This is a genomic window from Chitinophaga sp. 22620, assembly GCF_052044405.1.
Lineage (GTDB): Bacteria > Bacteroidota > Bacteroidia > Chitinophagales > Chitinophagaceae > Chitinophaga.
Genome location: NZ_JBQEMV010000004.1, coordinates 617,311 through 634,022 on the forward strand (window position 1 = coordinate 617,311; position 16,712 = coordinate 634,022).

General features: G+C 54.6%; 10 protein-coding genes. 5 read left to right on the forward strand and 5 right to left on the reverse strand.

The genetic code is table 11. The features are described 5' to 3' along the window. The first annotated feature begins 590 nt into the window (after positions 1–590). The gene (locus tag ACTJIK_RS21915; RefSeq protein ID WP_440649676.1) at positions 591–3,713 is read left to right on the forward strand and encodes a SusC/RagA family TonB-linked outer membrane protein; all 3,123 of its coding nucleotides are present in this window, start codon (positions 591–593) and stop codon (positions 3,711–3,713) included. A gap of 18 nt (positions 3,714–3,731) precedes the next feature. Continuing rightward, positions 3,732–5,438 carry a RagB/SusD family nutrient uptake outer membrane protein gene (locus tag ACTJIK_RS21920; RefSeq protein WP_440649677.1) on the forward strand — a complete coding sequence of 569 codons (1,707 nt, stop codon included), beginning with the start codon at positions 3,732–3,734 and terminating at the stop codon, positions 5,436–5,438. Between the two features lie 77 nt (positions 5,439–5,515). Here the strand turns inward: ACTJIK_RS21920 and ACTJIK_RS21925 are convergent, their stop codons facing one another. The 5 genes from ACTJIK_RS21925 to ACTJIK_RS21945 all read right to left on the reverse strand — a co-directional run bounded on the left by ACTJIK_RS21925 (position 5,516) and on the right by ACTJIK_RS21945 (position 13,108). After that, entirely contained in the window at positions 5,516–7,648 is a 2,133-nt protein-coding gene (locus ACTJIK_RS21925; protein ID WP_440649678.1) for a c-type cytochrome domain-containing protein, read from the reverse strand. Position 7,649: 1 nt separating this feature from the next. Beyond that, entirely contained in the window at positions 7,650–8,666 is a 1,017-nt protein-coding gene (locus ACTJIK_RS21930; protein ID WP_440649679.1) for a 6-bladed beta-propeller, read from the reverse strand. Between the two features lie 5 nt (positions 8,667–8,671). Continuing rightward, positions 8,672–10,129 carry a DUF1501 domain-containing protein gene (locus ACTJIK_RS21935; protein WP_440649680.1) on the reverse strand — a complete coding sequence of 486 codons (1,458 nt, stop codon included), beginning with the start codon at positions 10,127–10,129 and terminating at the stop codon, positions 8,672–8,674. Positions 10,130–10,168: 39 nt separating this feature from the next. Beyond that, positions 10,169–12,475: a PSD1 and planctomycete cytochrome C domain-containing protein gene (locus tag ACTJIK_RS21940; RefSeq protein ID WP_440649681.1), complete on the reverse strand. Its 2,307-nt coding sequence runs from the start codon at positions 12,473–12,475 to the stop codon at positions 10,169–10,171. A gap of 477 nt (positions 12,476–12,952) precedes the next feature. Beyond that, the gene (locus ACTJIK_RS21945; RefSeq protein ID WP_162946217.1) at positions 12,953–13,108 is read right to left on the reverse strand and encodes a hypothetical protein; all 156 of its coding nucleotides are present in this window, start codon (positions 13,106–13,108) and stop codon (positions 12,953–12,955) included. Positions 13,109–13,507: 399 nt separating this feature from the next. Here ACTJIK_RS21945 and ACTJIK_RS21950 point away from each other — a divergent pair, with 399 nt between their 5' ends. The 3 genes from ACTJIK_RS21950 to ACTJIK_RS21960 are packed head-to-tail and all read left to right on the forward strand — an operon-like array spanning position 13,508 to position 16,689. Next, positions 13,508–15,412 (forward strand): DNA topoisomerase IV subunit B, encoded by a 1,905-nt coding sequence (locus tag ACTJIK_RS21950; protein ID WP_440649682.1) that lies wholly within the window; start codon positions 13,508–13,510, stop codon positions 15,410–15,412. A 28-nt stretch (positions 15,413–15,440) separates the two neighbouring features. Beyond that, a complete protein-coding gene (locus ACTJIK_RS21955; RefSeq protein WP_440649683.1) occupies positions 15,441–16,286 on the forward strand; it encodes a DUF1835 domain-containing protein in 846 nt (281 codons plus the stop codon). A gap of 1 nt (position 16,287) precedes the next feature. Further along, positions 16,288–16,689 (forward strand): hypothetical protein, encoded by a 402-nt coding sequence (locus ACTJIK_RS21960; protein WP_440649684.1) that lies wholly within the window; start codon positions 16,288–16,290, stop codon positions 16,687–16,689. Positions 16,690–16,712: the final 23 nt, after the last annotated feature.

Genomic DNA, 16,712 nt, shown 5'->3' on the forward strand with positions numbered 1-16,712 from the left:
CTAACATCCTACTTGTTCATTTTTTACCGATATTCGAATTCATTGAAGCGTACGTCACACGCTTATTTTTTGCCACTTTGCTGCAAACGTTTGCGTAAAATGGTGTACGTCCAGTAACAGCAAGGCATCCGGGAAGAGTTGCGCTTGGTTTGGCGACTGAAACCCATCATTCTAAATCCACGAGTATGAAAAAAGTTAACTGTCGCCCGCATTCCGCCGGGCACTAATCCGGAAAAAATACTGATGAGCACGTACCTGTACGTTGAACGGCATCCTGAAAGCCGGGAGTACATGTTATTGCCATCACCAACCAGATCACCAGCCTTCATCCGATGTATGTTCCCGTTTTCATTCCTGCCCTGAGAGGGCCTATCCCACCGCGTTTACAGTAACTGATTATCTGGAATGGATAATGACCTGCCTTGTGCAGCTTCATTGCTATTGCAGTAACAATTTAAACTAAACTGTATGACGCCGACTATACAAATAAAGAATCATTCCTGCCGAAGCAGAGCCCCGTCCCCGCGGGTGTTCAGCAGAAATCCCATGATCATCATTCCACCCACTTATTACTTTTTAAAAATTCCGTTATGAAGAATTATGTTACTTGCCATGCATTGTGGCGGGGCCGCAGCGGGTTGTTAGCCCTGCTGTTATTGTTCCTGGCTTTATTGCTGCCGCCGCGCCTGTTTGCACAGGGGCAACAGATCACCGTAAAAGGAACGATCGTGAGCCCATCAGGAGAAAAGCTGCCCGGCGCGGCAGTGGCGCTGAAAGGCACATCAAAAGGCGTAGCTTCCGATGCCAACGGCGCCTTTTCGATTGAAGTGCCTTCCGGCAGCACCATCCGCATTTCCTTCATCGGTTATGTAACGCAAGAGATCAGGCTGGGCGCAACGGCCCCGGCAAACCTGACTATCCAGCTGACACCCAACAACGCTGACCTTAACGAAGTGATCGTAGTGGGCTACGGTAAACAGAAACGTTCGGACGTTACCGGCTCCATCGTATCCATCAACGAACAATCGCTCAAGAACACGCCCGTTCCCAATATCAGCGCGGCTTTGCAGGGGCAGGCCGCCGGCGTGGACGTTCAGAAGAGCGGCGGCAACAACAAGCCCGGTTCCACTCCCAGGATCCTTATCCGCGGCAACCGCTCGCTCAACGCATCCAACGACCCGCTGTTCGTAGTGGACGGTATTCCCTTCAACGGCAACATCAACGACCTGAACCTGGATGATGTGACCTCCGTGGAAGTATTAAAAGACGCTTCCGCCACCGCTATTTACGGCTCGCGCGGCGCCAATGGCGTAATACTCATTTCCACCCGCCGCGGGCGCATCGGCAAAGCGCAGGTGAATTATGCCGGTTATTATGGTATGGTGAAGAACCGCGGCAAGTTCCCCGTGATGAACGGAGAAGAATTTTTCACGTTCAAAAAATGGGCGAAATACTGGGGCGAGATCGCATCATCCGATCCTTTTACCGGAATAGACGATCCGCGCCTGAATACTGCCGGCGACGAGTTCACGGCCACCGAGATCGAATCGGCCAGAACGGGGCGCAGTACAGACTGGCAGGACCTCATCTATAAAACCGGCATGAACACCAATCACCAGGTGAGCGTTACCGGCGGTACGGAATCCACCCTGTATGCGATCTCCGGCGGTTATTTCAAGGAAACGGGCATTTATCCCGGGCAGTCCTTTGAGCGGTATACTGTAAAAGCCAGTGTGGATCAGACTTTCAACGAACGCTTAAAAGTGGGGCTCAGTTCGCTGAACACCTACAGCGTAACCGAAGGGGAAGGCGCCAACCCGATGGGCCAGGCGCTGAGAGCCAACCCGCTTTCGCTGCCGTACGATTCCGCAGGCAACCTCGTTGGTTTCGTGGAAGCCAATGCTAGCCAGGTATGGAACCCGCTGGCCAACTTCGTGAAAGACGCGGCCGTTGAAACGCGCAAACGTTTCGGCACCTTCACCAACCTGTACCTGGATTACGAGTTCCTGCCCGGGCTGAAATACCGCTTCAATTCCGGTATCGAGATACGCACCGATGTGTACGGCAACTTCTACGCCAGCAACACCACGAACAACCTGGGCGCGCTTTCCCGCTCCAGCAACCGCACGCGTTTCTCTTCCAACTACACGCTGGAGAACCTGCTCACGTACGACAAGATATTCGCGAAAAAACACCGCGTGAACCTCACCGGTATGTACAGCTACCAGCAATCCAATTACCAGGATAACACCTTCAACAACCAGAACCTGCCGGCGGACTTCCTGCAATACTTCGGCCCGCAATACGGCGCGAATCTTACAGGGGACGGCAACCAGGAAAGATGGGCCATCATTTCCTACATGGGCCGACTGAATTACGGGTTCGACGACCGGTACCTGCTCACGCTCACCGTGCGTTCCGACGGTTCGTCGCGCCTCGCGCCCGGCAACTATTTCAAAATGTTCCCGTCCATGGCTTTGACCTGGAATATTACCAACGAGACATTCCTGAAGAACAATCCCACTTTCTCCAACCTCCGCCTGCGCGCCAGCTACGGCAGAACCGGCAACACCGCCATCAATCCCTACCAGACGCTTGGAAGCCTCCAGGACGTGAAATACAACTACGGTGACAACAACATGGTGATCGGCGCTTTCCTCGCCAGCATTCCCAACAAGGACCTGACCTGGGAATACACCGCTACCTGGAACGGCGGCCTGGACTTCGGCCTCTTCAACAACCGCATTTCCGGCGCCATCGAGGTGTACAAGGCGTTTACCAGCGACCTGCTGCTGCCGAAGAACCTTCCGCCCACCTCCGGTATCCAGAACTCCATCCTGCTGAACGTGGGCAAGACGGAGAACTTCGGCTTCGAGTTCCAGCTGAGCTCCGTGAACGTTGTTCCGAAAACACGCAACGATTTCGGCTGGACCACCGATCTGAACTTCATGATCAACCGCGGCAAGATCACCGAACTCTCCGACGGCATTACCCGCGACATTTCCAACAACTGGTTCGTGGGTTATCCCATCGGTTCCATTTACGATCTGCGCAGGATCGGCATCTGGCAGAACACGCCCGAAGACTCAGCCGCGGCGAGAGCTTACGGCCAAACCCTTACCGGTACCGGTTCCGTGATAGGCAACATCCGCTACGACGATGCGGACGGCAATAAAAAGCTCAGTACGTCAGACGACCGCGTGATACTCGGTTCCGGCCAGCCCGACTGGGAAGGCGGCATGACCAACCGTTTCACCTTCCGCGGCTTCGACCTCACCGTTGCCGCCTTTGCAAGAATGGGCAGCACGCTCATCAGCAACATGCACCGCAGCGGCGGTTCTTTCACCAATACTTTCCAGAGCAATTACAACAACCTCGCTGTTAATTACTGGACGCCGACCAATCACGAGAACCGCTGGCCCAAGCCCAATGCGGCCAATACCAACAGTCCCAACTCCAATACCCTCAGCTATTTCGACGGCTCTTACCTGAAGATCAGGAGCATCGGGCTCGGGTACAATCTCGCGCCGGAAACGACGCGCAGGCTGGGCGTGAAGAACGTAAGGATCTATTCCACCGTGGAAGATCCCTTTATCCTCTTCTCTCCCTACGTGAACGACTTTGGCGGCCTCGACCCTGAATCAGCCGGAGCGCTGGCGGTGGATACCCCGCCGACATGGTCCCTGATCTTTGGTTTGAACGTGACTTTTTAACTGAAAAAAAATGCTTGTATGAAAAAGATATTGCTCTATTTCGGCGCGGCCGTTGCTTTTACGATAGCGGGCTGCCAGGATAAGCTGAAAGAAAATCCGCATTCCACGCTTACCCCGGAGTTCCTGGAAACCCCGCAGGGCTTCCAGATGGCCTACGACGCTTCTTATGCGGGCGGCCGTACGGTATGGGGAACTATGGATTATTTCTTCATGACCGTGCCCGGCACCGATGAATTCATTTCCGGTAAAGACGGCAGCAACGATATGAACAAGTACGCCAGCGGCTATACGTCTACTACCGGCACCATGAACAATGTATGGCGGCCCTGTTACCTGTACATCAACAACTGCAACGGCGTGATAGCCGCCGCTGATAAGCTGAAAGATTTTGACCCGGAGAAAAAAGCGAGAATGGTGGCAGAAGTGAAATTTCTTCGCGCCAATTATTACTTCGTGCTGGTGCAGCTGTTTGAAGACATCACCGTTTCAACGGAATTCCAGACACAGGCTAAAACTTCCGCGGACAAACAGGCCGGCAGTGTTGCTTTCGACCAGATCGTCAAAGACCTTACCGAAGCCATACCCGCGCTGCCTGCCGGGCCTTTTACGGAAGGAGTGGTGCCCGGTAAAACCAGCAAGGCCGCCGCAATGCACCTGCTTTCGAAAGTATACCTGTTCAGGGCCGGCGGCAAATACGCCAAGCCGGACGATTTCAGGAATGCCGCCGCAGTGGCCGTAGACCTGATCAAAAACGTAGCGCCCGGCGCCGGCCTGCGCCTGCAGGACGATTTCGGCCGCGTGTTCGCCGAAGGCAACGAAGATAATTCAGAAGTGCTCTGGACCGTGCAGCACACTTCCAACCTGCCTTACAACGGCCCCGGCAACAGCAGCGGGCACGATAATATCCTGAACCACCTCTGGGTACCCAAGTACGATGAGCTGGACGGCATGCAGCGCGACGTGAAATACGGCCGCCCGTACATCCGCGTAGTGCCGACCCGCTGGCTGACGGATACGGTATTCAAAGAAAGAGTGATCGATACCCGTTACAAAAAGACCTTCCAGGTAGCCTGGTTAAGCAATAATCCCGACAAGCTTCCCAAATGGCCGAGCCCGTTGCCTCCCGGAGCCCCCGCCGGCGCTGTAGCCGGCGGCCCGAAATACAAAGTGGGAGATACCGCCATCTTTATGCCCGGCGTGAACAAAACAGATGCGGAGATCGCAGCCGCACCTTACCTGATGATACCGCCGCGGAAATACAACACGTCCATGTCTCCCGCCATGATCAAATATTACGATACCAAACGCGCGGATATGAACTACCCATCTATCCGCCCCGTGATCGTATGGAGGCTTGCCGAAACTTACCTGAATGCCGCGGAAGCGCTGTATAAAGACGGCCGCCCCGGCGAAGCGCTGGAATACATCAACGCAGTGCGGCGAAGAGCGGCTTACCCCAATCCGAATCCGCAGCAGATGGATATTACAGCGGCTGACCTGAACATAGATTTTATCCTGGACGAACGTTCCCGCGAGCTGTGCGGCGAGCTCACCCGCTGGTTCGACCTGGTGCGCACCGGCCAGCTCATCAACCGCGTGGTGCTGCACAACACGGACGGCCAGAAGAACATCCAGGGAAGGCACGTTGTGCGGCCCATCCCGCAGGCGCAGATAGACGCTGTAACGACAGGAGCCAAATACCCGCAGCACCCGCTGTGGCAATGATCATCGCGCGAACGCGTAATGCAAAGAGGCTGTCCCTACCCGGGACAGCCTCTTTTTGTGTATTGAAATAATAAGCTTTAGTTGATCAGCACTTCATCCACGAATATCCATGCTTTCTGTCCTTTGCCTTCGTGCCAGGAAGGAAGCTTGGGCACGGGCACGGCCACCACTTTCAGGCAGGTCACTTCTTTGCCGGGGAAGTTGCATACCAGGCTGTTATAGGCCGGCGGCGTGTCTTTGCCGGGCATGCCGGGGTTGATGGTTTTCAGCAGCGTTAACTTTTCCGGATCCGCCCCGCCCCATATTTCCAGGCGCTGCGGGGGAAAGATGTAACTGTCTTTCCGCTGAAGGGTGCTGACAGTAACGGCGCTCACATTCACCGGCTTGTGGAACAGCAGCAGCAGCTCCATGTTGTTGTACCGGAAGCCCAGCCATTTACCATTGCCAAAATCGAAATTCCCGGTCTGGTGGTCCAGGAATGTGCGGGGGCCTTCGCCAAGATATTTCTCATTGGCGGGTTTCAGCAGCACCGCACTATCAGGCTGGAAAGTGGTTTTCAGGAAACGCGCCTGCACGGTTTCGCTGCCGTACCAGCCGGGTTTGAACGCGCGGGCCTTTACGGTGAAGGAACTGTCCAGCCGGAGACTGTCTGTATACACGGGCGAGCTCAGGCTGTCCGGCTCCGTTCCGTTCAGCGTGTACCTGATCTCGGCGCCTTTGATCGGGTGGCGCAACGCAAGCATTTGACTGCTCAGGAAAATCGACTGTTCGTTCTCGATCACGGGCGGGTTCAGCTTGAGAGGATTGCTGCCGTCGTCCGCATATCCTTTTTCGAAGCGCACTTGTTTTTGTTTCGCCAGCTGCTGCCAGTCTGCGGCGGTGAGCGGGGTGCTCCAGCAGTACACCTCGCGCAGAGATTTGTTTTGCAGCAGCGGCTGCAGATGCGCCAGGGTAATGGCTGTGCCGGAAAGGGCAAGGCTGCGCAGGTTCGGCAGCGAGGCCAGTTCTTTCAACCCTGTGCCTTTAATGGCCGTGAAGTCGAGATTGATCTTGCGCAGCTGCGTGAACTGTTTGATGATGGCAAGGTCTTCGTCCTGCACAGGCATCTTTTGCAGGTGAAGCTCCACCAGCTGGGCTTTCAGTGGCAGCAGCTCTTCCAGCGCCTTTTTGCTGTATTGTGTTTTATTATAAAAATTAGCTACCAGGGCAGGACTGTTCCGCGCGATGGGATAGATCACCCGGTAGTTGTTGTTCAGCTTTTTGAGGGTGGCTTCGCTGGCCGCGGCGAAGGTGTATTCGTCTTCCGCGGGCGGCGCCAGGAATTGTGCGGCCAGCTGGTACAGCGTATCTTCTTTCGCCAGTTCGGCCACTTTGGTTTTAAAGTCGGCGCCGTGGCTGATCCATTGGTGCAGGATGGCGATCTCATCGGGAGTGAGCTGCGTTTTGCCTTTGGGCGGCATATGCTCCTTTGCTTCCAGCGGCAGGTGCAGGCGCTCCATCATCAGGCTGGCGGCTGGATTGCCGGCAACGAACAGCGCGCCGTTCTTACCGCCTTTCAGCAACTGTTCCCTGGTTTGCATGAGCAGTTCGCCTTTTGCTTTGGCGGAATTATGACAGCTGAAACATTTCTGTTCCAGTATCGGCTTCACGAGGTGGTCGAACACCATGGCCTGGTCTATCGGTACGGCTTTGGGTTTGGGTGTTACCGGCGCCAAAAGGAAATCGTCGCCATGCGTGAGGTTGGCGCCGAAGTGGCCCGTAACGGCGATGGCAACGAGCAGCAAAGCTCCGCCGGGTTTCAGGAATTTATTCCGTGCAGGCGGCGTTTCCGTTCTGACCTTGGTGCTGCGATACCAATAGAGTGCCGTGGCAAGCCACAGCACGGCAATGCCCGCCCATTTGTGCCAGGCCAGCATGTCGCCGCCGTAACCTTCTTCGCGTGAAAGGATGATGCCCATGATCACGGAAAGGGCAGCGCTTAAGGTGCCAGCCAGCCAAAGGCCGTTCAGCAGATACCTGTCTTTGAACTTCATGAAATCCAGCGCCACAGCGAGTATGATCAGCACGATCGGGAAGTGCAGCAGCAGCGGGTGCATCCTTCCCGCTACCTGGAGCCAGGCGGGGATGTGCAATTGCTGATAAAAAACAAGCAGGAAAAGGATAAATATATTACACGCGATCAGCGCATTGTCCGCAATCTTTTTCAGCATGCTACACGCGTTTGAATTTATAGGGATATACTTTGTTGGAAGCCCATTGTGCTACGTAAATATTCTCTTCATCGTCCACCATCACATCGTGCGGGTGATGCAGTATCTTTTCCGCCTGCCGCATGGGTTTGAGCTGGCCGTTTTCGTATTCGGGCGTAGTGCCGCCGAGGTTGGACACCACTTTATTCTCTTTGTCAAGGATGGTTATAAAACCGCTGCCTTCGCTGCCAAGGTCCGGCGAGCGCAGCACGGCTGCATACAGGTGATCGCCTTTGATCACGGGGCGGCATACGCAGGCGCCGGGCAGCATGATCTTTTCCTGCAGCTCGCCGTTCATGCTGAAACGTTTGAAGCAGTTGCGCGTGCGGTCCGTTACCAGCAGGGTGGGCGTGCCGTTGCGCCTGTCTATCGTGATGCCGTGCGCGTTATCAAGATGTTTGTCTTCTTTTCCTTTTCCGCCGAAGAAACCAAGCAGTTTGCCGGAAGCGTTGTAATGAAGGATGTATTGGGAACCGTAACCGTCCGCAATGAAAAAATCCCCGTTGTCCGCCACGGTGGTTTCCGTGGGCACAAAGGCTTCTTTCTTCTGATACACACCACTGTCCGCCGGGTAATCGATGGTGAGCAGTATCTTCCCGTCCAGCGTGGTTTTGAACACCTGGTGACGGTCGGTGTCCGTTATAAAAAGCGTGCCTTCGGGCGACAGCGTGAGGCCATGCGCGCCGGGAAACTCATGCCCCCAGCTGCTGAGCAGCTTTCCGCTTTTGTTATAGATCAGGATGTTGTTCTTTGTTTCATTGGTGAGCAGGAACACGCGGCCTTTTTTGTCCTGTATCATCTCGTGGCAGTCCTTCACGGGAAAGCGCGCGGGGTCAAGGTTTCCCCATTTGTTGTCCAGCCGGTACTTCATGTTGTTATGCCCGTACACCGCGCCGTTGTCGCGTGCAAATAACCCGTTGCTGATATAAAATGATCCGCCTGCGATGGCTGCGGATTGCAGGAATTTTCTTCTGTTCATATGGTTTATGCTATCAGGTCTTTTATTACGGTGCCTGCCACGTCTGTAAGGCGGTAACGGCGGCCGAGATGTTTGAAGATGAGTTTTTCATGGTCGAGGCCCAGCAGGTTCATAACGGTGGCCTGGAAGTCGTGCACGTGCACGGGGTCTTTGGTGATGTTGTAACCGAAGTCGTCCGTTTCGCCATACACCATGCCCGGTTTCACGCCGCCGCCCGCCATCCAGATGGAGAAGCAGCGGGGATGGTGATCGCGCCCGTAATTTTCCTTGGTCATTTTGCCCTGGCTGTAATTGGTGCGGCCAAATTCTCCGCCCCAGATCACGAGTGTTTCATCGAGCATGCCGCGCTGCTTGAGGTCTGTAATGAGCGCGGCGGAAGCCTGGTCCACATCCATTGCCTGGCCGGCCATTTCTTTCGGCAGGTTGCTGTGCGCATCCCATCCCTGGTGGTAGAGCTGCACGAAGCGCACGCCGTTTTCGCTGAGCTTCCGCGCCAGCAGGCAGTTGGACGCGAAAGTGCCCGGCACCAGGCAGTTGGGGCCGTACAGTTTGATGATATCGTCAGGCTCTTTGCTGAGGTCGGTAATATCGGGCACGGCGGTTTGCATGCGGTACGCCATTTCGTATTGCTGGATCTTGGTGCTGATCTCCGGATCGCCAAACTCGCTGTAAGAAAGGTGATTCAGCTCGGCGAGCTTGTCCAGCATTTTACGGCGGCCGGTGGAATCCATGCCGGCGGGATTGTTCAGGTAGAGCACGGGGCTTTCGCCGCTGCTGAACTGTACGCCCTGGTGAATGCTGTCCAGGAAGCCGTTGGTCCAGAGCTTGGAATATACGCCCTGCCCGTTGCCTTTCCCGCGGGAGAGCAATACACAGAACGCGGGAAGGTTCTTGTTCTCGCTGCCCAGCCCGTAACTGAGCCATGCGCCCATGCTGGGGCGGTTGCCCTGCTGCGCGCCGGTCTGGAAGAAGGTAAGCGCGGGATCGTGGTTGATGGCTTCGGTGAACATGGAACGGATGATGCAGATATCGTCCACCACTTTGGCCGTATGCGGGAACAGGTCGCTGATCCATGCGCGGGCCTGGCCGTATTGTTTGAAGTCGTAGAAGGAGCCCACCAGCGGGAAGGAGGACTGCCCGGAGGTCATGCCCGTGAGCCTTTGCCCCATGCGGATGGATGCGGGCAGCTCCTGGCCCATCATTTCGCGGAGCTTCGGCTTATAGTCGAATGTTTCCAGCTGCGAGGGAGCGCCGTTCTGGAAGAGGTATATCACGCGTTTGGCTTTCGGCGCAAAGTGCGGGATGCCGGGCGGGAAGCCCATTTCTTCGGAGCCGGCAGCGCCGCTGAAAAGGTCGGGGATGAGGAGCGAACCGAGCGCAACGCTGCCCAGCCCGAGGCTCAGGCGGCTCAGGAAGCGGCGGCGGTTCATGTTCAGCCCGTGTTCAAAGAGTTCTTTATCCATCAGTGAGGAGTTTAGTGGTTGAAAATGCTGCGCTGTTTCTCAGCTCTTGCTGGTCGATTCTTCGAGATTGTAAATAGCGGTGATCACCTGCATGAGCGCGGCTACTTCCGGTATTTGCTTTTTATCCGGCAGCGGGTACTCTCCCGCGCGGATCACTTTGTCCGCCATATCGGGCTGGCTGCGGAAATGCGCCTGCTGGTCCTTGTAGTATTCCTGCAATATCGCCAGTTCTTTTTCCTGCGGCCTGCGGCATACGATCATCCTGAAAGCGGTTTCCACCGGTTCTTTCTTTTCGTGCAGCAGCTTTGCTGCCAGCACGCGCGAGGCTTCCAGCACCTGCGGATCGTTGAGCATCACGAGCGCCTGCAGCGGTGTATTGGTGGTGGAGCGTTTCACTTCGCACTGGTCGCGGTTGCTGCCGTCGAATATCATGAGCGAAGGAGGCGGAACAGTTCTTTTAATGAAGGTGTATAACCCGCGCCGGTAAAGACTTTCACCATGGTCCTGCTTATAGGTGGCCAGTATGCCCCTGCCTGAGGTGGCCAGTTCCCACAAGCCTTTCGGCTGATAAGGTTTCACGCTGGGCCCGCCGATCTTTTTCACGAGCAGGCCGCTGCTGCCCAGCACCAGGTCGCGCACGCCCTCTGCGGGCAGGCGGAAACGCGGCGCGCGGGAAAGCCAGATGTTATCAGGGTCCGCCCGCAGTTTTTCTTTTGGCACCACGGCGGACTGGCGGTAGGTGGCGGAAGTGACCATCTGTTTCATCAGTCTTTTTATGTCCCAGTTATGGTCCATAAAATCCACCGCCAGCCAGTCGAGCAGCTCGGGGTGGGAGGGCAGCTCGCCCTGCATGCCGAAGTCGCCGGAGGTTTTGACGATGCCTTTGCCGAATACTTCCTGCCACATGCGGTTCACGAAAACCCTTGCAGTGAGCGGGTTCTGCCGGCTGAAGAGCCATTGCGTAAGGCCCAGCCTGTTGGGCTGGCCGCTGAAGTTCATGATGGAACGCGGCGTGCCGGCAGTTACTTCAAGCCCGTGCGCGTCGTACACCCCACGGTTAAGGATATACGTAGTTCTTACGGTGTCCTGGTCGCCCATTACGGATACGATCAGGCGGTTGGTATCGGTGCGGTTGATGAAAGAAAGCACGTCTTTCACTTCCGCATTCGATATCTCCATGTAAGGTGTTTTGGCATACGTTTCCGGCCCGCCCACGGTGGCTTCCAGGCCTACTTCACGTACGTTGTTGAAGAAGGCGGAAAGCTGGTAATATTCTTTTTGTGTGAACGGATCGTATTTATGGTCGTGGCATTGCGCGCATTCGATGGTAACGCCCAGGAACGCTTTGCCAAGGGTATTCGTCCTGTCCCGCACATATTCCACGCGGTATTCCTCATCTATCACGCCGCCTTCTTCGGTGATCTTGTGATTGCGGTTGAAGCCGGACGCAAGCAGCTGTTCGCGGCTGGAATTAGGTAAAAGGTCGCCGGCCAGCTGCCAGGTAACAAAAGTATTGTAGGGCAGGTTGACGTTGAATGCGTGAATCACCCAATCGCGCCAGGGCCACTGGGAGCGGTAGTTATCGTCCTGGTAACCATGGCTGTCCGCATACCTCGCTACGTCCATCCAGTGAACGGCCATTTTTTCGCCGTACTGCGGCATGGCCAGCAGGGTGTCTACCCAGCGCTCGTATGCATCCGGGCGGGTGTCGGCCAGGAAGCGGTCCATCATTTCAAGGGAGGGCGGCAGGCCGGTAATGTCCAGGCAGGCGCGTTTCAGCAGCCGTTCACGGTCCGCTTCAGGATTGGGTTCCAGGCCGTTCCGTTCCATGGCTTCGAGCACAAAACGGTCTATGTCGTTGCGCGGCCATTCTTCCTCTTCCACTTTGGGCGGCTTCGCGGCTTTAGGCGGAACGAAGGCCCAGTGCGGTTTGTATTTCGCGCCCTGTTTGATCCACTTTTCAATGAGCTTTATTTCATATTGTGTGAGCTGGAGGTTGGAATTGGGAGGAGGCATGCGCAGGGAAGTGTCTTCCGTGACCAGCCGCCTGTACACTTCGGATTCATGCGGCTTGCCGGGAATAAATGCGAACGCGCCGGGCGTTTCCTTCAGGGCTTTAAAAGCGGAATCGCCAATGTCCAGCCGGAGGCCGGCTTCGCGTTTGTTGGCGTCGGGACCGTGGCAGGTAAAACATTTGTCGGAAAGGATAGGCCGTATGTGGAAGTTATAATCCACTTCATCCGGCAGTTTTCCGGCAGCAGCGTTGCGCGGGCCGGGAGAGGAAGTACAGGCGCGGAAGAACAACAAGCCTACAGCAGCAATGGCCACTATGTGGTTTCTTTTCATTGGTGGTGGAATATGGGCCGTAGACGATGGTAGCGTATCGCCTGCGGCAATATCAATTAATGAGCGGGAGACGGTGTTTTCCGTATCCTCAGTGCAAGCTGTAACTGTAGTGTATAATCCTGTGTGTGAAGACAATATACTCAATCCTGCCGGGGTTTGCAAATTTTTAAGGCACTTTTGCGAGGATCGTATCATAAAGAGATAAAAAAAGACCCGCCCCGGAAGGAACGGATCAATTTTGTTCTCAACTGTGCCTGGTACGCCTTTATATACCAGGTTTGGCTTGTGTTTTGGCTTAGTGGGCGGAGCGCAGCTTTGCCAGGCGCGTTTTTCTCATGTAGGTGCGCGCAAAATGAGCGATCAGGACCACGGAGGCAATGCACAGGCATGCCAGTTTAAATAATAAGCCGGTTTTCATAGGTATAGGAATTAGAAGTTAAAAAGCTTGTCTGGAAATGGAAATCTGGAAGAATAACCTCAGCGCAGCATCTGCCAGGAATCGAACTTTTGCATCATGCGGATGAACACGTTCTTAAAACGGTGCATATCCCGCTGTTCCTGGCTCACGAGGAATGTCACTACGAGTGCGACGATCAATACAGCAATAACTAACGTAAAAAAGACAGTTTTCATCAGGATACATTTATTTCTTTACTAGGTTTTCTGTTTTCTTTCGGAAGCTGGATGTAAATATAGATAATTTAATCATATAAAATAATATTTGAATAGAAATTTATTTGATAGCCCGGTATTGAACACTTATTGAAAAAAATATGCATTTTTTTGATAACACGTTATTCTACGAACGTGTGATTTCCGGGCGCGGTTTGGGAGGAGGGAAGAAGGAGAAATGTGAATATCGCCCCAAATCTTTCAATTCCAACAAAATAGGTATGGTGCATAAAATCTACTTGGGATATTCGGACAATCCTTTATTTTTGCCAACGACCGGGTTTTGCTAAAAGATTTAGTAAGGGGCCGGGGCCAGCCTCACCCCAACGGTTTCAACATCAAGAGATTAACAGACAGACTATGGCAGAAAATAAAGACATGTTCAATGCCTATACGGAGGAATCCATCCGCTCGCTGGACTGGCGGGAGCACATCCGCCTCCGCCCCGGTATGTATATCGGCAAGCTGGGAGACGGCAGCAGCATGGACGATGGTATCTACATCCTCATCAAGGAGGTGGTGGATAACTGTATAGACGAGCATATGATGGGTTTCGGCAAGCAGATAGACATTAAGGTGTCCGAGCATAGCGTAACCGTGCGGGACTTTGGCCGGGGCATTCCCCTGGGCAAGGTAGTGGATGTGGTAAGCAAGATCAACACCGGCGCGAAATACGACAGCAAGGCCTTCCAGAAATCCGTGGGCCTGAACGGCGTGGGTACCAAAGCCGTCAACGCGCTGAGCAGCTATTTCAAAGTTACCTCCATCCGCGAAGGCAAGGCCAAAACCGCGGAGTTCGAAAGGGGCGTGCTCACGAAAGAGCATAAGGAAACCAGCACCAGCGAGCCTAACGGCACCCTGGTGACCTTCAGCCCCGACGATACTGTTTTCAAGAACTATCATTATATACCTGACTTCCTGGAGAACCAGATCTGGAACTACTGTTTCCTGAACGCGGGGCTCACCATCAGCTTCAACGGGCAAAAATTCCTGTCGAAGAACGGGCTGCTGGACCTGCTGCAACGCAAGACCAACCCTGACGACCTGCGTTACCCTGTCATCCACCTGAAGGGCGAGGATATAGAAGTGGCCATTACCCACGAGAACCAGTACGGCGAAGAATATTATTCCTTCGTAAACGGCCAGCATACCACCCAGGGCGGTACGCACCTGGCCGCTTTCCGCGAGGCCTTCGTGAAAACCGTGCGCGACTTCTACAAAAAAGATTACGACGCTACCGATATACGCGCTTCCATTTGCGCCGCCATTGCCGTGCGCGTGCAGGAGCCGGTGTTTGAGAGCCAGACCAAGACAAAGCTGGGCTCCCTGGCCGTTTCCGAAGGCGGGCAGAGCATGAAGGCTTTTGTGCTGGAATTCCTCAGCAAACAGCTGGACGATTACCTGCACCGTAATTCAGCCGTGGCGGATGCGCTCAAGAGAAGGATCGAGCAGAGCGAAAGGGAAAGGAAAGAACTGGCCGGCATCAAAAAGCTGGCGAACGAACGCGCCAAAAAGGCCAATCTCCATAACAAAAAGCTGCGCGACTGCCGGGTGCATATGAACGAGGAGTACACGGGCAAACAGAAGGATGAGCTGGCCAGCAAACAGAAAGAAACGACCATCTTCATTACCGAGGGCGACTCCGCGAGCGGTTCCATCACCAAAAGCCGCAACGTGGAAACGCAGGCTGTGTTCAGCCTTCGCGGTAAGCCGCTGAACTGTTACGGTCTTACCAAGAAGATCGTGTACGAAAACGAGGAATTCAACCTGCTGCAACACGCCCTCAATATCGAAGAAGGCATGGAAGGGCTGCGGTACAACAATATCGTGATCGCTACCGATGCGGACGTGGACGGGATGCATATCCGCCTGCTGATGCTCACTTTTTTCCTGCAATTCTTCCCCGATCTCGTGAAGAACGGGCATGTATACATCCTGGAAACGCCGCTGTTCCGCGTGCGCAACAAACAGCAGACCATTTACTGTTACAGCGAGGAGGAAAAACAGAAAGCGGTGAGAAAGCTCGGCAGCAAGCCCGAGATCACGCGATTCAAAGGTTTGGGTGAAATTTCGCCTGAAGAGTTCGGCCAGTTCATCGGCGACGACATGCGTAAATCGCCTATCATTCCTTCACAGGACATGCCGGTGCCGAAAATGCTGGAATACTACATGGGCAAGAACACCCAGCACAGGCAGGATTTCATCATCAGCAACCTCCGCTACGAAAAAGACCTCGTGGAAGAGGCCGAAGAAGCAAAGGTATAATGTATAACCGTTTATTGAGAGCATTGAAATGATATTACATATTGTATTCGGGCAAAGCTCCGAGGCCAACCTGAAAGCGGCCATGGAACTGGACCCGCTGCTGGAAGGAGAAATTATGAGTTTCGGGGACGACCTCGCCGTGGGGCCGCTCTTTATTTTGGATACGCCGGACGGGCGCGCGGCAAGACGTGAATGGTGGAACACCGTGCAGGACGTAGCAGTGGCCGTTCCCGCCGAAGGCGAAGTGGCCGAGGCGCCGGCGGACCCCGTGCGTGAGCTGAAAGCCCGCCTCCGCGAGGAAGAAGAGCTGGAGATCTGGATCTGGGCCGGGCAGAATGCGACCGACGTTTGCGGGTATTACTGGCTCATCAGCCAGCTGGACCGCTTTTCGGGCCGCATCCATCTCATTTACCTCAACAACCTGCCTTTCCTGAACGAAAAGAACGGCGTGTTTTACCCCACGCACCTCAGCCAGATATTGCCAAAGGAATTCCTGAAAGCGAAAAAGCTGGCCAGGGAAGTGTCGCTCGCGGAATTTGAGCTGGACGGCGACGAATGGCGCCGCCTGATGAACGAGAACGCGGGCGTGCGCATCCTCGAAGGAGGGAAGAAGCTGCGCGGCGAGCCGGGCGCTTTTTTCGACAAGGAACTGCTGCAGCAAACCACCAAAGAATTTCAGAAAGCCAATAAAGTGATCGCGCAGGTAGTAGGGAAGTTCAAATACCCGGTAATGGACCAGTTCCTCAACTGGCGGCTGAAAGAGCTGATCAAAGAGGAGAAGCTGGAATATAAGGGCGAGCTGAAAACGATGCGTGATTACGAGATCAAATTGCCGGGTGGCGGAAGCGATACCGCGCCGGCGGAAAATGCATAACATGCCAAAGATCACTATTACGCCGCTGGAACTGCGGGGGGAAGACAACAGGGGGCAGAACTTCGACTGGCAAACGTTCAGAACAGGGACTTTCATTCTCTGTTACCGCAACGCCGGTTCCAGCAGCGGCCAGCACTACCATCAGGGCAACAGCGAATACAAGAACCCCGAGATCATGTACCTGCTGAGCGGAAAAGCATACCTTCACTGGTGCCCGCTGGAAGAAAGCGAGCTGAGAACGGACCTGATCGAAGCCCCGGCCAAAGTGGAAATACCCGTGCGCATCTGGCACGAGCTGGAAGCGGTCACCGATTGCTCTTTCATTGAGCTGAACACGCTGGATGACGTGAAGATAGATTCCGTGCGTGTTTGGCGGGACGATTTCCTGGCGGGGAAACGGTAAAATTTAATTTTTTCTATTTAAGC

Excerpts from the sequence above, each read along its gene's own strand:
- ACTJIK_RS21930 (WP_440649679.1), bottom strand. The coding sequence starts at position 8,666 with ATGAACAGAAGAAAATTCCTGCAATCCGCAGCCATCGCAGGCGGATCA.
- ACTJIK_RS21945 (WP_162946217.1), bottom strand. The coding sequence starts at position 13,108 with ATGAAAACTGTCTTTTTTACGTTAGTTATTGCTGTATTGATCGTCGCA.
- ACTJIK_RS21920 (WP_440649677.1), top strand. The coding sequence starts at position 3,732 with ATGAAAAAGATATTGCTCTATTTCGGCGCGGCCGTTGCTTTTACGATA.
- ACTJIK_RS21925 (WP_440649678.1), bottom strand. The coding sequence starts at position 7,648 with ATGCTGAAAAAGATTGCGGACAATGCGCTGATCGCGTGTAATATATTT.
- ACTJIK_RS21955 (WP_440649683.1), top strand. The coding sequence starts at position 15,441 with ATGATATTACATATTGTATTCGGGCAAAGCTCCGAGGCCAACCTGAAA.
- ACTJIK_RS21950 (WP_440649682.1), top strand. The coding sequence starts at position 13,508 with ATGGCAGAAAATAAAGACATGTTCAATGCCTATACGGAGGAATCCATC.
- ACTJIK_RS21935 (WP_440649680.1), bottom strand. The coding sequence starts at position 10,129 with ATGGATAAAGAACTCTTTGAACACGGGCTGAACATGAACCGCCGCCGC.
- ACTJIK_RS21915 (WP_440649676.1), top strand. The coding sequence starts at position 591 with ATGAAGAATTATGTTACTTGCCATGCATTGTGGCGGGGCCGCAGCGGG.
- ACTJIK_RS21960 (WP_440649684.1), top strand. The coding sequence starts at position 16,288 with ATGCCAAAGATCACTATTACGCCGCTGGAACTGCGGGGGGAAGACAAC.
- ACTJIK_RS21940 (WP_440649681.1), bottom strand. The coding sequence starts at position 12,475 with ATGAAAAGAAACCACATAGTGGCCATTGCTGCTGTAGGCTTGTTGTTC.